The sequence below is a fragment of the Paenibacillus sp. NPDC058071 genome (genome assembly GCF_042885235.1).
Classification (GTDB): domain Bacteria; phylum Bacillota; class Bacilli; order Paenibacillales; family Paenibacillaceae; genus Pristimantibacillus.
Genome location: NZ_JBHVSK010000004.1, coordinates 226,633 through 247,109 on the forward strand (window position 1 = coordinate 226,633; position 20,477 = coordinate 247,109).

Annotated in this window: 16 protein-coding genes; 13 read left to right on the top strand and 3 right to left on the bottom strand. The window is 53.9% G+C overall.

Going from position 1 to position 20,477, the window contains the following annotated elements; genetic code table 11:
• Positions 1 to 16 precede the first annotated feature (16 nt).
• The 3 genes from ACFVTB_RS08710 to ACFVTB_RS08720 all read left to right on the top strand — a co-directional run bounded on the left by ACFVTB_RS08710 (position 17) and on the right by ACFVTB_RS08720 (position 3,855).
• Positions 17 to 1,033 carry an SDR family oxidoreductase gene (locus tag ACFVTB_RS08710; protein ID WP_387747501.1) on the top strand — a complete coding sequence of 339 codons (1,017 nt, stop codon included), beginning with the start codon at positions 17 to 19 and terminating at the stop codon, positions 1,031 to 1,033.
• Positions 1,034 to 1,297: 264 nt separating this feature from the next.
• Positions 1,298 to 2,497 (top strand): amino acid deaminase/aldolase, encoded by a 1,200-nt coding sequence (locus ACFVTB_RS08715; RefSeq protein ID WP_387747503.1) that lies wholly within the window; start codon positions 1,298 to 1,300, stop codon positions 2,495 to 2,497.
• On the top strand, positions 2,494 to 3,855 hold the full coding sequence (locus tag ACFVTB_RS08720; RefSeq protein WP_387747505.1) for a D-arabinono-1,4-lactone oxidase: 1,362 nt from the start codon (positions 2,494 to 2,496) through the stop codon (positions 3,853 to 3,855). Before ACFVTB_RS08715 ends, ACFVTB_RS08720 begins: the two co-directional genes overlap by 4 nt.
• Here the strand turns inward: ACFVTB_RS08720 and ACFVTB_RS08725 are convergent.
• Entirely contained in the window at positions 3,852 to 5,522 is a 1,671-nt protein-coding gene (locus tag ACFVTB_RS08725; RefSeq protein ID WP_387747507.1) for a PucR family transcriptional regulator, read from the bottom strand. The genes ACFVTB_RS08720 and ACFVTB_RS08725 overlap by 4 nt on opposite strands.
• A 214-nt stretch (positions 5,523 to 5,736) precedes the next feature.
• Here ACFVTB_RS08725 and ACFVTB_RS08730 point away from each other — a divergent pair, with 214 nt between their 5' ends.
• The 8 genes from ACFVTB_RS08730 to ilvN all read left to right on the top strand — a co-directional run bounded on the left by ACFVTB_RS08730 (position 5,737) and on the right by ilvN (position 16,342).
• On the top strand, positions 5,737 to 6,504 hold the full coding sequence (locus tag ACFVTB_RS08730; RefSeq protein ID WP_387747509.1) for an ABC transporter ATP-binding protein: 768 nt from the start codon (positions 5,737 to 5,739) through the stop codon (positions 6,502 to 6,504).
• Positions 6,501 to 7,361, top strand: coding sequence for an ABC transporter permease (locus tag ACFVTB_RS08735; protein ID WP_387747511.1), 861 nt, complete (start codon positions 6,501 to 6,503; stop codon positions 7,359 to 7,361). The genes ACFVTB_RS08730 and ACFVTB_RS08735 overlap by 4 nt, the downstream gene beginning before the upstream one ends.
• A 104-nt stretch (positions 7,362 to 7,465) precedes the next feature.
• Entirely contained in the window at positions 7,466 to 8,539 is a 1,074-nt protein-coding gene (locus tag ACFVTB_RS08740) for an ABC transporter substrate-binding protein (protein WP_387747513.1), read from the top strand.
• A gap of 75 nt (positions 8,540 to 8,614) precedes the next feature.
• A complete protein-coding gene (locus tag ACFVTB_RS08745; RefSeq protein WP_387747515.1) occupies positions 8,615 to 10,003 on the top strand; it encodes an allantoinase in 1,389 nt (462 codons plus the stop codon).
• A gap of 14 nt (positions 10,004 to 10,017) precedes the next feature.
• Positions 10,018 to 11,307, top strand: a complete 1,290-nt coding sequence (locus ACFVTB_RS08750) for a M20 family metallo-hydrolase (RefSeq protein WP_387747517.1) — start codon at positions 10,018 to 10,020, stop codon at positions 11,305 to 11,307.
• Positions 11,308 to 11,321: 14 nt separating this feature from the next.
• Positions 11,322 to 12,554, top strand: coding sequence for a pyridoxal-phosphate-dependent aminotransferase family protein (locus tag ACFVTB_RS08755; protein WP_387747913.1), 1,233 nt, complete (start codon positions 11,322 to 11,324; stop codon positions 12,552 to 12,554).
• Positions 12,555 to 13,952: 1,398 nt separating this feature from the next.
• Complete coding sequence (locus tag ACFVTB_RS08760) at positions 13,953 to 15,857, top strand: thiamine pyrophosphate-binding protein (protein ID WP_387747915.1); 1,905 nt, start codon at positions 13,953 to 13,955, stop codon at positions 15,855 to 15,857.
• Complete coding sequence (gene ilvN, locus ACFVTB_RS08765; RefSeq protein ID WP_387747519.1) at positions 15,857 to 16,342, top strand: acetolactate synthase small subunit; 486 nt, start codon at positions 15,857 to 15,859, stop codon at positions 16,340 to 16,342. The genes ACFVTB_RS08760 and ilvN overlap by 1 nt, the downstream gene beginning before the upstream one ends.
• An 836-nt stretch (positions 16,343 to 17,178) precedes the next feature.
• Here ilvN and ACFVTB_RS08770 read toward each other — a convergent pair.
• Positions 17,179 to 17,601, bottom strand: coding sequence for a MarR family winged helix-turn-helix transcriptional regulator (locus tag ACFVTB_RS08770; RefSeq protein WP_387747521.1), 423 nt, complete (start codon positions 17,599 to 17,601; stop codon positions 17,179 to 17,181).
• A 247-nt stretch (positions 17,602 to 17,848) separates the two neighbouring features.
• Here ACFVTB_RS08770 and ACFVTB_RS08775 point away from each other — a divergent pair, with 247 nt between their 5' ends.
• Together ACFVTB_RS08775 and ACFVTB_RS08780 are read left to right on the top strand one after the other, a co-directional pair.
• Positions 17,849 to 19,063: an MFS transporter gene (locus tag ACFVTB_RS08775; RefSeq protein WP_387747917.1), complete on the top strand. Its 1,215-nt coding sequence runs from the start codon at positions 17,849 to 17,851 to the stop codon at positions 19,061 to 19,063.
• Positions 19,064 to 19,359: 296 nt separating this feature from the next.
• Entirely contained in the window at positions 19,360 to 19,578 is a 219-nt protein-coding gene (locus tag ACFVTB_RS08780; RefSeq protein ID WP_387747523.1) for a hypothetical protein, read from the top strand.
• Positions 19,579 to 19,679: 101 nt separating this feature from the next.
• Here ACFVTB_RS08780 and ACFVTB_RS08785 read toward each other — a convergent pair whose 3' ends face one another.
• Positions 19,680 to 20,087: a hypothetical protein gene (locus ACFVTB_RS08785; RefSeq protein WP_387747525.1), complete on the bottom strand. Its 408-nt coding sequence runs from the start codon at positions 20,085 to 20,087 to the stop codon at positions 19,680 to 19,682.
• Between the last annotated feature and the right edge of the window lie 390 nt (positions 20,088 to 20,477).

Genomic DNA, 20,477 nt, shown 5'->3' on the forward strand with positions numbered 1-20,477 from the left:
TGCGGAGGTGGATGAAATGAAAGTATTGTTTATCGGCGGAACGGGCACGATCAGTTCGGCCATAACGAGACAATTGATCGAGCAGGGCGCTGAGCTGTACTTGCTTAACCGGGGCAGCCGCAATGCCGAGCTGCCAGAAGGCGCGCGCATCCTGCAAGCTGATATTAACGACGAGGCTCGCGTAGCTGAGCTAATCGCCGATTTGAAATTTGACGTCATTGCTGATTTTATTGCCTTCGAGCAGCCTCATTTAGAGCGCGATTACCGGCTGTTTAACGGCAAGACGAAGCAGTTCATCTTCATCAGCTCGGCTTCCGCTTACCAAACGCCGCTGTCTGATTACCGGATTACGGAATCGACACCGTTATCCAATCCGTATTGGCAATATTCCCGCAACAAAATTGACTGCGAGAATTATTTGAACAAGCTGTATCGCGATCACGGCTTCCCGGTCACAATCGTTCGTCCGAGCCATACGTACGACGAGCGCACGATTCCGATGGGCGTGCACGGCAGGAACGGAACGTGGCAGGTTGCGAAGCGGATGCTGGAGGGCAAACCGGTCATTATTCACGGCGACGGCACTTCATTGTGGACGATGACGCATAACAGCGACTTCGCCAAAGGCTTTATCGGCCTGATGGGTAATATTCACGCGCTAGGAGAGACGGTGCACATTACGTCCGACGAGTCGGTAACGTGGAATCAAATTTACGAAATTATAGCTGACTCGCTTGGCGTGGAGCTGAAAGCGGTGCACGTAGCCTCCGAGTTTTTGGCTGCATGCGGCTTGGATGATTACCGTGGAGGCTTGCTTGGCGACAAATCGAATACGGTCGTGTTCGACAATAGCAAGCTGAAGCGGCTCGTGCCCGATTTCGTTGCAACGGTTCGTCTGGACCAAGGGATGAAGCGGACAATCGATCATATTTTGGCTCATCCAGAGCTGCAAACGGTTGACGAAGAATTCGACGTTTGGACCGACAAGGTGATTGGCGCTATGGACGCCGCCTTGCGGATTGTGCAGAAATAGCCTGCACGCCAATGCCAGCGATAAGTCTGAGGCTCTCGAGAGCCTGCGGCCAAGCGGCGCAGCAGCCCGAGACTTCCATATAGAAACAGCCCGGTGAATGGATGATTCGCCGGGCTGTTTGCTTTTTCTACCGAGGGTAAGCATTGAACGGGGACGCAGAGGTCGAGCGACGGTATATTTTGTCGTTGTCCGCTTTAAATCTGTTGCAGGATATTTCGTCCATTGCCAGAATATGTTGTTTAATACAGGAAGGAGCTTGAGGCAATGGCGACTTACGACAAATATAAGGAAGCGTTTACAGGCATACCGAAACCGTTTGCGTTCGTCGATTTGGATAAGCTGGACGATAACGCGCGGGCGATCGCCAAGGCGGCCGGGGATAAAAAAGTGCGGCTGGCGAGCAAGTCGATCCGTTCCGTTGATGTACTGCGCCGGCTGCTGAACATCGATCCCGCATTCCAAGGAATCATGTGCTACACGGCTGGAGAAGCGGCATTTCTCGCCAAGCAAGGCTTCGACGATCTGCTGCTCGGCTATCCCCAATGGGAACCGGGGGCGATCGCCGAGCTGATCACGTTGATTCAAGAGGGACGGACGATTGTGTTTATGGTCGATTCCATCACTCATGTGCGGCAAATTGAACGGCTTGCGGAAGAGAGAAAGGTGCATGTCCCCATTCCGCTCTGTCTCGATCTTGATATGTCATCCGATTACCCGGGCTTGCATTTCGGCGTCTGGCGCTCGCCGTTGCAGTCGGCCCACCAGCTATTGCCGGTTGCCGACTATATCATTCGATCGCCTTGGCTCAAGCTCGACGGACTGATGGGCTACGAGGCGCAAATTGCCGGCGTTGGAGACAACGCGCCTGGTAATGCGCTTAAGAACGGTATCGTTCGCATGCTTCAAAAGCGTTCTGTACGACTGTCCGCCAGACGGCGCGGCGATGCGGTCGAGCAGCTGAACGAGGCGCTGAAGGGCGAAACGCTTCGCTTCGTCAATGCAGGAGGGACTGGCAGCATGGACAGTTCGCGGCTGGAGCCTTGGGTGACGGAAATAACGGCTGGTTCGGGCTTCTATTCGCCGGGGCTGTTCGATAATTATAAGAAATTCCGATACAAGCCGGCGGCCGGCTACGCGGTCGAAGTCATACGTCGGCCGCGAGCTGATATCGTCACCTGCATGGGGGGCGGTTATACCGCTTCCGGTCCGATTGCGGCCGATAAGCAGGTGAAGCCTTACTTGCCGGAAGGGCTAAAGCTGTTCTCGCTGGAAGGCGCCGGAGAGGTGCAGACGCCGCTGCTAGTGCCGCCCGGTCTGCAGTTGGAGCCGGGTGATCCGGTCTTCTTCCGCCATGCGAAGGCAGGCGAGCTTTGCGAGCGTTTTACGAAGTTGTACGCGGTCTCGCAAGGGCGTGTCGTCGACGAGTACGCAACGTATCGCGGAATGGGAGAGTGCTTCTTATGAGTATCGATGCGCGAAGCGATAAGAGAACCGCTGCAAAAAACGTCACAGTGACGAGTAGTCCGGCAAACGGGAAGCTCTGGTCGAACTGGTCGGGCTCGGTAACGGCCCGCCCGCAGGAAATCCGGATGCCGCGTTCCGTCGACGAAGTGGCGGAGGCGGTGCGCGTATGCAGACGGGAGGGCCGGCGGCTGCGGATCGTCGGCTCGGGCCATTCTTTTACGCCGATCGCAGCCACGGATGAACTGTTAATCTCGTTGGATGGGCTGCAAGGAATCGTTGGCGTCGATCCGGAAGGCTTCACTGCCACGGTATGGGCTGGAACGAAGCTGAAGCTGCTTGGCGAGCTGCTGTTCGAGAATGGTCTGTCGCAGGAAAATTTGGGCGACATCGACGTGCAGTCGATTGCGGGAGCGGTCAGCACCGGCACGCATGGGACGGGAATCAGCTTTGGCAACATCTCGACACAGGTGGTTGGGGTAAAGATCGTAGCTGGCACGGGTGAAGTGCTTGACGTAACAAGAGAATCGCATCCCGACTGGTTTAAGGCGATGCAAGTATCGCTTGGCTCGCTGGGTATTATCGTCCAGTTGACGCTGAAGCTTCGTCCGAGCTATAAGCTGGAATACGAAAGCCGCCGAATGCTGCTGGACGACTGTCTGCAGCAGTTGGAGCCGCTCCGCGAAGCCAATCGACATTTTGAATTTTATTGGTTTCCTTATGCCAAGCCGAGTCAAATCAAGGTGATGAACATAACCGATAAGGAAGCGACCGGTCGCAAAGTATGGGACCATATCAGCGACGTATGGATTGAGAACTCGCTGTTTGGCCTGCTGTCGGAAATGAGTCGTAAGCTTCCCGGTACGAGCAAGGCGATCAGCCGTCTGTCGGCTTCGCAGGTGCCGGTAGGGCGCAAGGTTAACTATAGCCATCGGATCTTTGCTACACAGAGGCTGGTGCGATTCAATGAGATGGAATACAATCTGCCGGCGGAAGCGATGGCGGATGTCATTCGCGAAATGAGGGAAAAGATCGAACGCGAGAGATATCGCGTTCATTTTCCGATCGAGTGCCGCTACGCCAAGGGCGACGATATATGGCTCAGCCCGGCTTATGATCGCGATTCTGCCTATATTGCCGTTCATATGTTCAAAGGGATGCCGCACGAGCGGTATTTTGCCGACATGGAAGAAATCTTTCTTCGTTACGGCGGCAGGCCGCACTGGGGAAAGATGCACGGCCTGCAAGCCGGTCAGCTAGCGGAGCGCTACCCAATGTGGCGGGCTTTCAAGGCGGTTCGTGAGGAGCTCGATCCCGACGGCCTGCTGTTGAACGACTATTTACGAAAAATCTTTCTCTAGCCCTGCTCGGCGAGCAGGGACTCCATCGCGAAAGCGGTGCGGAAACGAAGGCTCTCGGCGGAATCGCGTAAATTCCGGCCGGTGAGCCTTTCGCATTTTTCAAGCCGGTAGGTCACTGTGTTGCGGTGAACGAACAACTGCTTTGCCGTCTCGGCAAGCCCGCAATGCGTATCGAAAAAGACGCGCAGCGTCTTCAGTAAATCGATTTTTTCTCTGTCCTCGACTAGCAGCAATTCTCGAAATGTCTCTTCGTAATACTCCTTCATTTCCTCCCTCGGCAACATTCTCAGCAAATAATTGAAATTTTTGGCCCGATAGGGCTGCACGAATTGCTTTTTCCGCTCACTATAACCAATTTGAAGCGCCTCCACCGCCTCCCTGTAGGAGAGCGGCACGTCGGTCAGTTTTGACACGGGGTTGCCGACGCCGATTGACAGCGAAATGCCATGCTGGGCGCTCATATGGACGATGACCTCCTCCAGCTGCTCGAGCAGCCGATTCTCCTTCCTCTCGGATAGGTCGCTAGGAGAGTGGGGAGCGATGATGAGGACAAAATAATCGCTTTTCGTAAACAGCACAAAACGCAGCTCCAGTTTGGCGATTTCTGATTTGAGCGCATTATAGTGGCGGTCTCGTTCGGAGATGGAACGGCCGTCCGCTTCCTGTGCCCGCGAGCCTGTCGATTCGAAGGGGGCGTCGCTTCTTGCGACTCCGCTAATGTAGAAAGGCTGATTAAGCAGGTTGTAATACTTGCCGCGATGCATCAGCTCCTGCTCAGAGGTGATAAGGCCATCCACAAAGTCGGAAAAAAATTCATTTTTGTACCGGCGCGAACGTTCCTTGACGGCCTGCCGCTTCATCAGTTCGAGGCCAATGACGTTAGCCGCCTGCTCCATCGCATGCTTGGCAAGATTGCGGAAGTGACGGCTTCCGTCCTCCGGTGAGGCTGCTGCCAAGTAGCCCTCCAACTGGAAGGTAAAGATCGGCAGCAGCTCGAGCTTGGCGGGCTTTGCGCCATCCTCCCCGTCCGAGAGCGGCAGCTCCACCGCTGAATCCGGCGCAGTCGTCTCTGTGTAAGTTCTTACGGCTTCCAGCCAGCTTTGCTCGCATGGTCCGGGAAATCCGGAGGAGGCGAGCAGGAGCTCGCAATCGGTTCCAATCAGCATGATTGGCGAGGCCGTTAGCTCGGCAAGCTCTTCGAGCATGTCGGACAGCGTCTTGCCCTGCATAATCATTTTGGAAAATTGCTTATGCGTTGTGAGCGCGTAATGCAGTTCGTCTGTCCGTTTCTCTAAAATGCAGCTCAGGCTCTGATTGGCAATGTCCCCCAGTGAATGCTCAAGCGACAATTCGATAATCGGAAAATGCAGCTCGTCAGCCCGCTGCAGCACGTCGGCGGGCATTTCGGCAATGAAGCGCCTCGTCTTGACGGCCAGCCCGGCACAGCCAACCGCCGCCATATTAGTGACCAGCGCGAGCAGCGCGCCGGGCTGATCTTTCAGCGCATAGCCGGTCGTCAGCAGCAGCTCCTGCGGCTTTAAGAAATGAATAATATCTGGGGCGTCCATGATGGTAAGCGACTGTACGGTGTTGCCTATGCCGGAATGGCCGGCGATCACTTTGGCGTTCGTATATATCGGAAGAGCGATCAGTTCTTTTAATTGCATCGCACACGCCTTCTTTTGTGTCAGATTATATAACATTTATAACACGGGTGAAAAAGGTTGTAAATACGCGGTTTGTCTAAGTTAACCAATGAAAAGGCAGGTTATTTGGCTAAATTGCATAATGACAGAAGTTCGAGTTCCGCTTATGATGTATAACATAAATCACTTATTCGTGTAAGGATATCTAACAAATAAGTCGATAGGGGTTGAGGAAATGAAGTTGGAAGTGCGCGGCGTGGGGAAAGGGTTCGGTGAACGAACGATATTGGGTGACATCAACCTCACGGTCAAGGAACACGAGTTTATTTGCATACTAGGCCACAGCGGATGCGGAAAATCGACGCTGCTTAATATGATAGCGGGCTACATGACCCCGGACACAGGCGAAATTACGGTGGACGGAAAAGCGATTAGCGGCCCTTCGAAGCAAAGAGGTATGGTGTTTCAGGATCATGCGCTGTTCCCGTGGATGACGGTGCTGGATAATATCGCGTTCGGCCCAGAAGTACAGAAGGTTCCGAAGGCGAAGGCGAAGGCGAAGGAAACGGCGGTGGAGTTTCTAAAGCTGGTCGGTCTGGAGCAGCATGCCAACAGCTACCCGGGCGAGCTGTCAGGCGGCATGAAGCAGCGGGTCGGCATTGCAAGGGCGCTCGCCGGTAAGCCAGATATTTTGCTCATGGATGAACCGTTTGGCGCACTGGATGTCCTAACACGGGAGATGATGCGCGTCGAGCTGCAAAAGATTTGCAGCAAGCTGAAGCCGACGATCCTGTTCGTCACGCACAGCATCAGCGAAGCCGTTTATTTAGCCGATCGGGTTGTCGTGATGAAGCATGGGGCGATAGCGGAAATTTTCGAGATTGGGATCAAGCATCCGAGAACGTCTCATTCAGCAGGTTTTGGTGAAATGATGAGCCGGATTGAGCGGGTGCTGATGGATGAGGAGCAAGAGCTGGCTGAGATAAAGGTGGGGGTTGTATGAAAGAAGCGAAAACGTTTGCTGGCGGAGGAGAGGGCGTACTGACGGCGGCAAGCTTGCCGGCGGCTCGCAAGCGCTTTTCCATTCAGCAATGGACGATCCTGCCGTCGATTCTGTTCTTTGTTTTGTGGGAAATTTTCTCCCGAATCAACGTGACGGTAAAGCTGTTTAATCCGAATTTCTTGCCGGCTCCAACCGTGCTAATTCAGGAAGGTATTGAGCTTGCGAAAACCGGCATCATCCTCGACAGTATCGTAGCGAGTACGATTCGAATTATTATCGGATTCGCCATCGGCAGTGTGCTTGCGCTTGCGCTGGGCGTGCTGATGAGCAAGTTCAAAATCGTCGAGTATTGGCTGTCGCCGGTGCTTAATCTGGTCGGCCCAATTCCGGCGCTTGCGCTGCTGCCGCTCTTCATTATCTGGTTCGGCATCGGCGAGTTTCCGAAGGTGCTGCTCATTGCCTGGACGACATTTATACCGGTGCTCGTCTACACACTCGACGGCTTCAAGTCGGTGCCTTCGACGCTAATCCGGTCGGCTATGAGCCTAGGGGCTTCGGAAAGACAAATTTTCTTGCGCGTGATGCTGCCGTCGGCTTTCCCGAACTTTCTCGTCGGTGCGCAGGTATCGCTCGGCTTGAGCTTCGGAGCGCTTATCGTATCCGAGATGATGGGGGCTAATTCGGGCCTCGGCTACATCATCGTAGACGCGCGCAACTATTTCAAAATCACCAATATGTTCGTAGCCATCATCCTTATCGGATTGGAATACAGTTTGTTGTCTTATTTGCTCAAGCTGGTGGAGAAAAAGGTGCTTGCTTGGCGCAAAGGCGGTTTGCGGGAAGCTGTTCAGAAATAAACCGCAGCGCTCGCGTGAGGGCCGGCCTTGCCGCCGAATGCGGCAAGCTGCCTTTCGGGTAATGGATAGAGGCGAATTTTAAAGAGAAAAGTGGAGGGATCGAGATGAAAAAGGGAAACAAATGGTTCAAGACGGGGATTGCCGGAACGGCGCTTATGCTTATGCTGACAGCATGCGGAGGAGGAGGCGACAAGCCGGCTTCGGAAAGCGGCGGCGCAGACTCCGGCACGAAGCTTGAAATGACTGACCTGACGCTCGTTGGCGTCCGTGACGCGCAAATTTCCTCGCAGCAAATTATTGCCGACAAAATGGGCTTCTTCAAAGAAGAAGGACTTAACGTAACAAGCAAGCTGATCGAAAGCGGTCCGGATATTGGGCCGATGGTAGCAGGCGGCAGCGCGCCGGTCAGCATTCAAACGAACTTTATGGATATTATTTTGAAATCGACAGAGGTACCGGTGAAAATTATCGCTCCTTTGGCGCAAATCGCCGGCACGCAAGCGGTGGTTGGCTCAAGCAAGCTGGAGCTTAAAAGCGCGAAGGATTTGGAAGGCAAAACAATCGGTATTCCGAGCGGAGCCGACGTCGTAATTGCCATCAACAACATGGCGAAAGAGCTCGGCGTAGACGCCAGCAAAATCAAATACGTCAACCTCGCGCCAAGCGATGCGGTTGTTGCGCTGGAGAAAGGCGACATCGACGCAATGGCGGCATGGGAGCCGTTCATTACGAAGGCGATTCAAGGCGGCGGCAAGTTCTTGTTTAGCGGCACGAAGAGCGATCTGCCGGAGAAGCAAGGCGACGTGAACTGGATGAGCGTACATACGTCCATCCAAGTAACGGACGATTTCCTGAAGAAAAATCCGAATACGCTGAAAGCTGTGCTGCGCAGCTTGAAGAAGGCGACTGACTACATCAACAACAACCGCGAAGAAGCGATTAAAGTGCTCGCGCCTGAGCTTCATTTGACCGAAGCGGAGTTGACGGAAATTATGTCCCGAAACGTGTATACGATGGAAGTAAGCGATACGTACGTGAATGGCTCCAATGGCCCGGCAGTCGGTGAGTATTTGAAGTCGGTCGGCAACATTAAGTCGATTCCGGCTCCGACCTCCTACCATGATCTAAGCTTGCTGAAAGATGTGGACGGCAAACTGATTACGTCCGAATTCAAATAAACCGAAGGATTTCGGGCCGTTGACCTTCCGGTCGGCGGCCCATCCTGCAACTATGGAAGATGGGCGGTGGCGACAGTGACAAACGAAGCAGCGATTACCCTATTCAAGAACGGTACGGTCGTATTGAAGGATCGGACGGCTGCGGTCGACGTGGCAGTCCGTGACGGCCAAATTATCGCAATTGGCAGCGGATTGGCGGAGGAGGCAGTTTCTGTCGAGGTGGTCGACGCGACGGGACTGACAATTATGCCGGGTATGGTCGACGCGCATGTCCATTTGAACGAGCCGGGACTGGGGGACTGGGAAGGGTTCGAAACCGGGTCTGCGGCGCTCGCAGCGGGCGGTTGTACAACGTATATCGATATGCCGCTGAACGGCATTCCGCCAACCGTAACGCTGGATGCGCTGAAGATGAAGCAGGAAGCGGCGATAGGGCGGTCGAGTGTCGATTATGCGATCTGGGGCGGCCTGGTGCCGGGTAAACTGGACTATATCGAATCGCTGCATGAGGCGGGGGTCATCGGTTTCAAAGCATTCATGTCGTCTCCGGGCGATCCAAGCGAGGACGCTTTCCGCGAGGTCGATGACTATACGCTGTACGAGGGCATGAAGCGAATCGCTGCGGTCGGCAAGGTGTTGGCGCTGCATGCGGAAAGCGAACCGATTGTGTCGAAGCTGAGCGCCGAAATGCTTCGCGAGGGGCGGACGACGGCTGCTGATTATGTGGCCTCCCGGCCGATTCTGGCCGAGCTCGAAGCGGTGAACCGTGCGCTGTTTTACGCCGAGCAGACGGGCTGCGCTCTCCATTTCGTACACATTAGCAGCGAAGCGGGCGTGCGGGCGATTATGGCGGCGAAAGCGCGGGGAATCGATGTTACAGTCGAGACGTGTCCGCATTTTTTGAAGCTGACGTCCGATTCAATGACCGAGAAGGGCGCTTCCGCCAAATGCGCGCCGCCGCTTCGCAGCGAGGAGGAGAGGGAGAAGCTGTGGCAGGCCGTTGCAGCGGGGAATATCGACATTATAGCCTCCGATCATTCACCTTGCCCGGAGGAGCTGAAACGCGGCGCTCATTTCTTCGAAGTGTGGGGAGGCATTGCCGGCGCTCAGAACTCGCTTGAGCTGATTGTGGGCGAAGGGCATGTGAAGCGACGCTTGCCGCTGCCGCTCTTGGCGGGCATGCTGTCCTCAGGACCGGCTGAGCGATTCGGTTTGGCGGATCGAAAGGGCGAAATTCGCGTCGGGGCTGACGCCGATTTTGCGATAGTCGATTTGAAACGCACGTATACGCTGACTAAGGAGCAGCTGCTGCATAAACATAAGCATAATCCTTACATCGGAGAAGAGATGCATTGCAAAGTGGTTGCCACTTATGTGAGAGGCATTAAAGTTTACGATGAAGAGGCCGGGCTTTCCGCAGCGAAGGAAGGCAAATGGATGGGTTATAGAGAGACCGGACGATAGAGGGAGTGGACGTCATGTTGGAGCTGGGGCTGCTGACCGATACGAATAAAAAAGAGACGCTGCTTGCTTATTTCGAGCAAGAAGCCGAATTGTGGCTGAATTGGCTCGCGTCGTTTACACGCGGCGGCGAACCCGGCGTAACGAGGCTGTTGTACACGAAGGAGTGGCTGGCCGCCCAACGGGCGCTGGAAGGGAAAATGACGGAACTGGGATTAGTCCCGTCTTTTGATGAAATCGGTAATTTATACGGGAAAATAAAGGGCGTTCAGGAGACTGCGCCTTCTATCATAACAGGCTCGCATATCGATACTGTCGTTCAGGGAGGCAAATATGACGGGGCATACGGCATTGTGGCCGGATTGCTTGCCATTGATTATTTGCAGCGGACGTATGGGCAGCCGGTACGGTCGCTTGAGGTCGTCTCGCTTTGCGAGGAGGAAGGAAGCCGCTTTCCAATGGCCTACTGGGGATCGGGAAGCGTCGTCGGCAAACGGAGCTTTGCGCAAATCGACAGTTTGCAGGACGAGGAAGGCATTTCGTTTCGCGAGGCAATGGCGGACTGCGGGTTTGGGGAAGGAGCGGGTGCGCCAGCCCGCCGTGCCGACATGGCGGCCTATATCGAGGTGCATATCGAGCAAGGGGCGGTGCTGGAGCGGGAAGGGCTGTCGCTCGGCGTCGTGGAAGCGATCGCCGGCCAGCGCCGCTTGAAATTTACGATTGGCGGCGAATCGAATCATGCGGGCACGACGCCGATGCATATGCGCCGCGACGCGCTTGAAGGAACGAGTGCGATGATCGGCTTGCTGCGCCAGGAAGCGGTGCGATTAGGACCGCCGCTCGTTGCGACGGTCGGGCGGCTGCAGGTGCTGCCGAACGTGGTCAATGTCGTGCCAGGCAAGGTAGAGTTTACGGTCGATGCCCGTCACGCCGACGGTCAGCAGCTGGATGCGTTTTGCCGCTGGACGGTGGATGCTTTTGAGCGGATCGCGGCGGAGCGGGGTCTCGACTTTGCCTGCGAGGAATGGTTCCGCGAAGAGCCGGTTCCAATGAACGAGAGGCTGAAGAAGGAGCTGGACGACATTTGCCGTGAGCTCGCCATTCCGTCGAAGCGGATGGTTAGCGGAGCGGGGCACGACGGACAAATGTTTCATCACAGCTGTCCGACCGCGCTGCTGTTCGTGCCTAGCCGGGGCGGCATTTCGCACTCGCCGGACGAGTATACATCACCGAAGGAGCTGGCCATCGGCATTATGGCGCTGGCCAAGCTATTGTACAAACTGGGTTACGAGGGGGAGCTGTTGTGAGTGTGAATGTGAATGTGAAGCCTTATAAAGATTTATCGCCGACGCCGCGCATCATTATGACGCCGGGGCCGGTTGAAGCCGAGCCACGCGTGCTGCGGGCGATGTCCTACCCGGTGCTGGGGCAATTCGATCCCGAGTTCACTGACTTGATGAATGAGACGATGGGGATGCTGAGGCAGCTGTTTATGACCTCGAACGAGTGGGCGTTTCCAGTAGACGGCACATCGCGGTCGGGCATCGAGGCGGTGCTGGTGAGTCTCATCGAGCCGGGCGATAAAGTGCTTGTGCCGATCTATGGGCGATTCGGGCATTTGCTCGTCGAAATCGCCCGCCGCTGCGGCGCGGATATCGTGACGATAGAGACGGAATGGGGAACGGTGTTTTCGCCGGAAGAGATTGCGGCCGCGATCCGTACGCATCAGCCCAACGTGCTGGCGCTCGTCCATGGCGAAACTTCGACCGGCCGGATGCAGCCGCTCGAGGGCATTGGGGAAGCTTGCCGTGAGGTTGACGCATTATTCGTCGTCGATGCGGTCGCTACGATCGGCGGCGTGAAGGTGGCAACCGACGATTGGCTGATCGACGCCGTGATTGGCGGCACGCAGAAGTGCCTGTCAGTACCGAGCGGCTCGGCTCCAATCACGTACAATTCGCGTGCCGAGGCGAAACTGCTGAAGCGGAAACGGATTGAGCAAGGACTGCGTATGCCGGGTGAGGATGGGGAACATGAAGGGCTGTCGGCGCTAATCCAAAGCAACTATCTCGATTTGAGCCAACTGCAGGATTACTGGAGCCCGGCGCGGCTGAACCATCATACAGAGTCGACTTCGATGCTTTATGCGCTTCGCGAAGGGCTGCGGGTTGTTTTGGAGGAGGGGCTGGAGGAACGTTTCGCCCGCCATCGTGTTCACGAAGCAGCGCTCGTGGCCGGACTCGAAGCGATGGGGCTGAAGCTGTTCGGCGATCCGGCCTGCAAAATGCCGGTCGTCACCTGCGTCGAGATTCCGTCCGGCATCGACGGCGAATCGGTGCGCTCCATGCTGCTTGCGCAGTTCGGCATCGAGATCGCCAGCTCGTTCGGCCCGCTGAAAGGCCGGATTTGGCGCATCGGCACGATGGGGTATAGCTGCAGCAAGCGCAATGTGCTGCTGACGCTTGGCGCGCTCGAAGCGGTGCTGCTGCGCCATGGCTTTGAGCTGCCGGCAGGAGACGCTTTGCATGCGGCACTGGATGCTTACGGTGTGTGAAGGGTTGCGGGATGTGTGATTTTTGCATAATATGGATTTTGTGAAGTAGCGTTCGGTTGAGTAATTGATATATTGAAAAGCGTTTTGGCGTATGCTATGATGAGTGACAATCAAGTTTGCATTGATGAGGAAAAAGCGGGATCGGCTCTTATGTCCAGAGAGCGAAGGGAAAGCTGGAACCTTCGCCGTAATCCATGCCGCGATAGTCGCCTCGGAGCAATTCGACGGAAAGCCGAGCTTCCTTAGCTTTGGGAGACGGTCAGTAGAATCGAACGGGTTGGCGCACGTTAACGCGCCGAGGCGAGCTCGCTAGCTTGCTTCACGAGGCCGCATACCGTAAGGTGACGGCAAACCAGGGTGGTACCGCGAAGACATTCAAACCCCTTCGCCCCTGGGCGCATACGGCCGATAGGCTCTATGCGCCCGGCGGGCAAGGGGTTTTTTATATGTATGCGATGAAGAGGAAGATGCGGGATTGGCTCTTATGTCCAGAGAGCGGGGGGAAAGCTGGAACCTCCGCCATAATCCGAACCTGCAAAGGTCGCCTCCAAGCATTCCGGAAGAAAACGAGTTCCAAGCGGCGTTCAAAGCCGCAAGGTTAGGGCGTGAGTAGAACCGGACGAGATGGCGCACGTTAGAGCGCCGAAGCAGGCTTGCAAGCTTGCTTCACAAGGCTGCATTCCGCAAGGATGCGGCGAACCAGGGTGGTACCGCGAAGACATCAAACCCCTTCGTCCCTGGGCGTAGACGGCTTATTGGTCGTTTGCGTCCAGAGACGGAGGGGTTTTTCAATAAGAGGTTGTTCAAAAAGTCCACTTTTGATCACGAAGTCTACCAAGAGGTCAACTCGACATCGAATCTTGCATGCAGCCGGGACTTCCGGTGCTCACGTAGCTCTCACTACGCTCCGCTCCTCATTCCCTAGCTTCATCCAACCTTCTTGGTGCTGAAAACCGGACTTTTTGAACACGTACTATAAGCAAGCGTTGATGAGAAAAAAACTCGGCTGGCTCTTATGCCCAGAGAGCGGAGGGAAAGCTGGAACCTCCGCCGTAACCCGGCCCTGCGATGTCATTCTCGGAGCTATTTGAAAGAAAGCCGGGCGAATGGAGGAAGCGCGCTCCTCTTTATCGGCCGGCCGGTAGACTCAAACGGAGTGGCGCACGTTAAAGTGCCCGAAGCAAGTCCAAGCGTTTGCTTCATGAGGCCGTATTCTGTAAGGATGCGGTGAACCGGGGTGGTACCGCGAAGAGTCTGCAAGCCTCTTCGTCCCTGGGTCAGACAGTTTAAACGGCTGTCTGCGCCCAGAGGACGGAGAGGCTTTTTGTTTTTGCAATGATAAAGGAGGGGTATGCGATGATGAAGATCACAAGTGCACGCGCACACGAAGAGAAGGAAATGAAAAAGCGGCAAGGAGTTAGAAAAAAGCCGGATGAGATGACGGGCGCAGATGCGCTTCTGCAAGGCTTGCTGGATGAGGGGGTAGACTGCGTATTCGGCTATCCTGGCGGGAGTGCACTGTATATATACGATGCGATGACGTACAACCCGGATTTCAAACATATTTTGACGCGCCATGAGCAGGGGGCGGTTCATGCGGCCGACGGTTACGCACGTTCTACGGGAAAAGTTGGAGTATGCATCGCTACATCGGGTCCGGGAGCCACCAATCTGGTTACAGGCATCGCGACGGCCTATATGGACTCGGTGCCGCTCGTCGTGATTACGGCGAACGTTTCGACTCATCTGCAAGGCAGCGATGCCTTTCAAGAGGCGGATATTGTCAGCATCACGATGCCGATTACCAAACACAGCTATTTCGTGCGCAAGGCCGAAGACATTCCGCGTATTGTGCGGGAGGCTTTTTATATTGCAAACACGGGTCGGAAAGGACCGGTGCTGATCGATATACCAAAGGATGTGTCTAATCAGAGGCTGAGTCTTGATTCGGAGATGACAGGCGGTAGTGGTAAGGCGCACTTGACTGGCAGTAGCGATACCGTAAGGCTTTCCCTTGGGGGCGACGAGGCCGCACTGAAACGGGGGGGTGACATTGAGGCGATTTCTTCCGGCGACAACCTAGCCTCCCGGGTCCAAACAGGCAGCGGCAGACCGCTTTCCGTTCGGGGCTATCAGGCTTCGCCGGAACTGGATTTCGGAACGATTGACCGGCTGCTCGAAGCATTGGCGGCGGCCGAGCGGCCAATCATCATTGCTGGCGGCGGGGTGGTGTACGCGGACGCTTCCGACGAGCTCATCCAATTTGCCCAGAGGCATGGCATCCCGGTAACGACAACCTTGATGGGGCTTAGCGGGTTCCCGAGCGGTCATGATTTATGGCTGGGCATGCCTGGACATCACGGTTTGTACGCAGCGAATAAGTCGATACAAAACGCTGATTTTCTTCTCGTCATCGGCTCCCGTCTCGACGACCGAATTACGATGAAAATCGACGGCTTTGCGCCGCAGGCGAGAATGATCGCCCATATCGATATCGATCCGGCCGAAATAGGCAAAAACGTCAGAGCCGATATCGCCTGCGTCGGAGACGTTAGAGAGGTGCTCGCCTATGCGAATGGAAGGGGCTGGGGCGAGAGTGAATCGGCCAAACCGGTTGGCCTTAGCAGGCCTAGACAGGAGTGGCTGGATCGGGTGCGGCGATTGCGGGAGGAGCATCCACAAACCTATCGCGATGCCGACGATGAGTTAAAGCCGCAGTACGTGCTCGAAATGATCTCGCGAACGACGCAGGGCGAAGCGATTGTAACGACCGACGTCGGCCAGCATCAAATGTGGACGGCGCAGTTTTACCGGTTCAAGCATCCGCGCTCGCTCATTACTTCGGGCGGGTTAGGCACGATGGGATTTGGCTTTCCCTCGGCAATCGGCGCGCAGGCTGGAAATCCCGGAAGACTCGTTATCTCTGTCAACGGCGACGGAGGCATGCAGATGTGTGCGCAGGAGCTGGCGATATGCGCGATTCATCAAATACCGGTGAAGATCGTTGTCATCAACAATCAAGTGCTGGGCATGGTGCGGCAGCAGCAGGAAATTATCTACAGCAGCCGGTACAGCGAGATTGATTTGGCTGGCAGTCCTGACTTCGTCAAGCTGGCGGAAGCATACGGGGTAAAAGGAATGCGGGCTAATAACAAGCAGGATGCGGAGCGTATTTGGCAGGAGGCGCTTGCTGCGCCAGGACCGGTATTGGTGGAGTTTACGGTTCCGAGAGGGGAAAATGTTTATCCGATGATTCCGCACGGGTCGACTTTGGATCAAATGATTACGGGGGATGAGGAGTAATGGAGCAAAAACATACGATTGCGGTAATTGTGAACGACCAGCCGGGCGTGTTGCAGCGGGTGGCTGGCTTGTTCGGCCGTCGGGGCTTCAACATCGACAGCATTACGGTAGGAAACAGCGAGGAGTCCGGTTTGTCGCGAATGACCATTGTCACAGAAGGCGACGAGCGGACAATTGAACAGATTGAGAAGCAGCTGTATAAGCTGATCGATGTTGTTCGCGTCGACCGTCTAAGCGACGGACCGATGGTTTCGAGGGAGCTGGCTTTAATCAAGGTTCGCGTCGCCCCGTCAGAGCGACCCGAAGTAACGGCGACGGTTGAAGCGTTCCGCGCTGGAGTCATCGACATTGGGACGGACACGATGACGATCCAAGCGACGGGAGAAAGCGTCAAGCTGGAGCGTCTGATCGCCTTGCTCGCCCCTTACGGCATTGCCGAGCTTAGCCGAACGGGGGCCACGGCATTGCGGCGGGGGGAGTTTTGAAGGACTGAGTGAGTGGATATTATGAGACATAAAAATGGAAAAACCCCTTAAATCACAAAATGTGATTTAAGGGGTTTTTCTGAGGCGGTGCGACGGGTTATAAGTCAGCTATTACCTAACTACGGCAATGTTCGCTGACGAGAGAGCCGTTACGAATGTGCGCAGGAATCCAAACGCGTCCATATCGCGTATTGCGAAAGTGACCGCGAACGGTGTGCGACCGTCTGTCGTGCTCTCTCACATGAGTTGCTTTAGGGAAACTGCAAGTCATGTTGGGCTTGACCTCCTTCTGATAGAAACTCGGAGGTCAGGTATTCTATTTACACCTTATCCTTTCCTTAGGAGCCGGTGATTTGGACAGTCGCACTTTTTTTAGTTACGCTTACATGTTCCTTATATCGTCACTTTATGGGTTTGCACAACAGAAAAGCTTGACAATACCCCTCAGGAGTTGATATATTTATGACTGTAAACGTTTTGGGGCACAAAAAGAAACGTAAATTCTGATGCTACCAACATCAGAAACCCGTCAAGGCACCTAATATAGTAATACCACAACTTCCTGTATGATGTCTGTACTTAGTTGTTGTATCTAAGTCCATTATATGGGCTTGTTTTGGTTTCGTCAATACCTAAAATGAATCTTTTTTTCGAAAATTGGATAAACTTATAATTCGGGCGGCAGCAAATGTTTGTCCGTTTTTTTTGTATGGTTCAGCGAAACGATATGCTCAGAATGCTTTCCATAGTCGACATTGTTAATATAGTCATTCCATTACAAAGAGGATCTGCCATTGCAGATCCTCTTTGTATATTCTTGCAGTGATTCCAGTCGCTTACTCCTTCATCAGCGAGTCATTGAACTTGCGCAGCAGTTGACCGAAGAGCAAGCTTTCTTCCTCGGGCCAATCTTCAATCCGACGAGCGACAAGCGCTTGGCGCTGCTCTCGCGTTTCGAGCAATTCCTTCATACCGAGCTCCGTGATGGCAAGGGAAAAAGCTCTCCCATCAGTTGGATCGGGATGGCGGGTCACATAACCTTTCTGTTCCAAGGCTGCAGCTTGCCTGCTGACCGTGGAAATATCGAGACGGAAGTCCTCGGAGAGCGCTTTAACCCCGGCCGAGCCGTAGGAGGAAATATGATGCAGCAGCAAATAAGCGGACCGGTCGAGCGAGCCGGCTTTTTTATTGGAAGCATTAATGCGTCTTATTAAAGTGGCGATTTCGAATTCGATCGACTGAAGCGCTTCTTTGTTCATAAACGGTAACCTCTCTTTGCGATTCACTAGTATGATCGTAGCACAGATGAAGCCAAGAAGGGAAATAAAGGGACTCGTTGACATTTCATTTAATTGTATCATACAATTAAATAGTTTCTTAATACAACTATATAAGGATCTAGGGTGTTATAAGAAAAGGAGACAGAGGGAAGCTATGTCACAAACATCGCCAAGTGCACAGGACGTTTCGTCTAAAAAGAAGTCTTCTGCTTCGGCTGCGGACGCTATGCCCGAATCACCGCTAAGCGTCTCGAATGAAAGTATTCTGAAGCAGCCTATTGCCGTGTGGGCCGTGTTTTTCGCAGGGATTATCGCGTTTATGGGAATGGGGCTGGTCAATCCGATCCTTCGCGAGCTGGCGCATCAGCTGAACGCCGCGCCAAGCGAGGTAACGCTGCTGTTCACCAGTTATAACGCGATTATGGCTTTTGCCATGCTGATTACAGGAACGGTGTCCTCCAGGCTGGGGTTAAAAGGGACACTGCTGCTCGGCATTGTCATTATCGCGATCGTATCCGGCTTCGCGGCCTCCGCCGAGAGCATCTGGACGCTGGTCGGATTGCGCGGCGGCTGGGGACTGGGCAACGCGCTGTTCGTCGCCACTGCGCTAACGTCGATTATCGTGCTGTCGACGGGGGCTCCTGCCAAAGCCATTATTTTATATGAAGCGGCAGTCGGTCTCGGCATCTCAATAGGTCCGCTGGTTGGCGGAACGCTCGGATCGATTTCATGGCGAGCGCCATTTGTCGGCGTGTCAGTTTTGATGGCGGTCGCCTTTCTTGTGTTGATTATTCTAATGCCGAAAGCGGCCAAAAAGGACGGAAAGCCGTCTGCGTCGAAGCCAACGTCCATTCTCGCTCCGTTCAAAACGATGAGACATCGTTCGCTGCTGACGTTTGGCATTGTGGCTGCTTTTTACAATGTCGGCTTCTTCACTATCATGGCGTTTGCGCCTCTCGTGATGGGATTGAAGCCGCAAGGAATGGGCTATGTATTCCTCGGCTGGGGCTCGCTGCTGGCAGTGACCTCCGTCTTTATGGCGCCAAAGCTGCAAAAAAGATTCGGCATCATCAAGCCGATGGCGTTCATGCTGCTGCTGTTCGTGCTCGATCTGCTCGTCATGGGCATTTTTACGTCGAATCAATGGGTGGTCATCGGAGCGGTCATCTTCGCAGGCGCGCTACTCGGCAACAATAATACGCTCATTACAACGGCGGTCATGGGTGCGGCTCCGGTTGAGCGCGCGACCGCTTCGGCCGCCTACAGCTTTTTGCGGTTTTTGGGCGCTGCCGTCGCGCCGTATATGGCGGGTAAGCTGTCCGAGATTTTTAATCCGCATGTGCCGTTCTACGTCGCTTCCGCATTCGTGCTGCTTGCGATCGCTTATATTTTTGCGAACCATAAGCATATTCGTCATGTTGACGATCTGGAAGCGCACTAGTACAAATTTGGCAGCCGCGTCGCATTACATTCAGGTCAATCTAACGGACTTTTTGCAGGCCGCGAGTCATAATCTACTTCTATACGCCACTCGAATATTATCCCTGCAGCTTCCGGTGTGAGCCAACGGAAAAGCCGAAAGTAAACGATAAAAGCGATGGAGCCGCAGATTGGCCAAAGGAAATACCGGACAAATGGATACCGAAAGGCAGCAAGTCGACTGTCCATGACAAGCGATCCGAGGATGGCTATACCGCTCATTAGGTCCGCTTCAAATGGGAGGGCAAGCTTCAAGACTTGGAAACCTTCTATACGGACGCGGCGAAAGACGGCTACCAAGGCGGCGATGTGTCTACCCCGGGCTTTTACATGCTTAATTTCGACAAGCTGACCGGCGAAGAGTACGAATTTATTCTCGTCAATATTGAAGGGCCGGACCGTGAAAAGGATTTGCAAGTGTCTAAGGAATGGGTGGTAGAGCTGACTTACGGCGTCGGAAAAGAACCTCAAATTTAGAATGAACGCTGTGTCAGTCAGGGACCGTCTCGAATGAGGCGGTCTTTTTCTTTGCGTTTCGCGTTCAAGAAAACACTTTCGTAAAGATTGTTGCTAAATAATTATTTATATCGTCCTTCATCAATTCTGCTCTTTGCTAATGTTCTTATTTCTTCATCTCCATCGACTGTTAATAGGTTTAGGGTTTGGAATGTAGACTTTTTGTTATAGACAATCCGACTTCTAACTGAGGAATCCGAATCTTTAGCGAGTTTTATTTGTAAGTGCTCTGGCAGACGATTTTTCGTTGCAATAGTAAACCTAACTCTTGTATCTGTATCAAGAGCGAGTATTTCCATTATCTCAACAGGAATTGATTTGTTGTGAGCTACCCATTCGCGCATATCGGGGTACTTTTCAATCACTTCTAACCAAACCACTAAAGGTGCATCATCCCATGCAGCTTTAAGGTGCTCGTCCATATCTTCGCTAAGTCGCAATCTAACAAACTCTTCAGCAGAGCTAATCATCCTCTACACCTCCAAATACAATGCCGTTCTAAAAGCTTGCGCAATGGATTTCTGTCTCATCAAGCTTTGTTTGAAGCTGCTGAAAAAGAAATCAAAGCTAAAACATATCACAATGTTTTGCGGCGTGACTCAATAATATCATGATTAAATCTTCATAACCTGATTATCCCTGCCTTACCCAGACATGACCCTTTTCCTCCCATTCGGGAGAAAAAATAGGTTCCGTAACGGACATGCTCTGTGTACAATGGAGTCAAGAAATGCCATTTTGACCTCGATTGACACTTGGGACTAACGTTGCTACACTTTTTAGTAAAGTTTATCGGAATAATAGGTATATTCAGAGGGCTTTAAAGGGAACGGCTTGCCAGCCGTTTGCCGGAGAAGCCT

Bases quoted from the DNA above. Each gene is read 5' to 3' on its own strand.
- ACFVTB_RS08770 (WP_387747521.1), bottom strand. From the start codon at position 17,601: ATGAACAAAGAAGCGCTTCAGTCGATCGAATTCGAAATCGCCACTTTA.
- ACFVTB_RS08760 (WP_387747915.1), top strand. From the start codon at position 13,953: ATGAAAAAGCGGCAAGGAGTTAGAAAAAAGCCGGATGAGATGACGGGC.
- ACFVTB_RS08730 (WP_387747509.1), top strand. From the start codon at position 5,737: ATGAAGTTGGAAGTGCGCGGCGTGGGGAAAGGGTTCGGTGAACGAACG.
- ACFVTB_RS08720 (WP_387747505.1), top strand. From the start codon at position 2,494: ATGAGTATCGATGCGCGAAGCGATAAGAGAACCGCTGCAAAAAACGTC.
- ACFVTB_RS08785 (WP_387747525.1), bottom strand. From the start codon at position 20,087: ATGATTAGCTCTGCTGAAGAGTTTGTTAGATTGCGACTTAGCGAAGAT.
- ACFVTB_RS08740 (WP_387747513.1), top strand. From the start codon at position 7,466: ATGAAAAAGGGAAACAAATGGTTCAAGACGGGGATTGCCGGAACGGCG.
- ACFVTB_RS08735 (WP_387747511.1), top strand. From the start codon at position 6,501: ATGAAAGAAGCGAAAACGTTTGCTGGCGGAGGAGAGGGCGTACTGACG.
- ACFVTB_RS08775 (WP_387747917.1), top strand. From the start codon at position 17,849: ATGCCCGAATCACCGCTAAGCGTCTCGAATGAAAGTATTCTGAAGCAG.
- ACFVTB_RS08710 (WP_387747501.1), top strand. From the start codon at position 17: ATGAAAGTATTGTTTATCGGCGGAACGGGCACGATCAGTTCGGCCATA.
- ACFVTB_RS08750 (WP_387747517.1), top strand. From the start codon at position 10,018: ATGTTGGAGCTGGGGCTGCTGACCGATACGAATAAAAAAGAGACGCTG.
- ilvN (WP_387747519.1), top strand. From the start codon at position 15,857: ATGGAGCAAAAACATACGATTGCGGTAATTGTGAACGACCAGCCGGGC.
- ACFVTB_RS08715 (WP_387747503.1), top strand. From the start codon at position 1,298: ATGGCGACTTACGACAAATATAAGGAAGCGTTTACAGGCATACCGAAA.
- ACFVTB_RS08725 (WP_387747507.1), bottom strand. From the start codon at position 5,522: ATGCAATTAAAAGAACTGATCGCTCTTCCGATATATACGAACGCCAAA.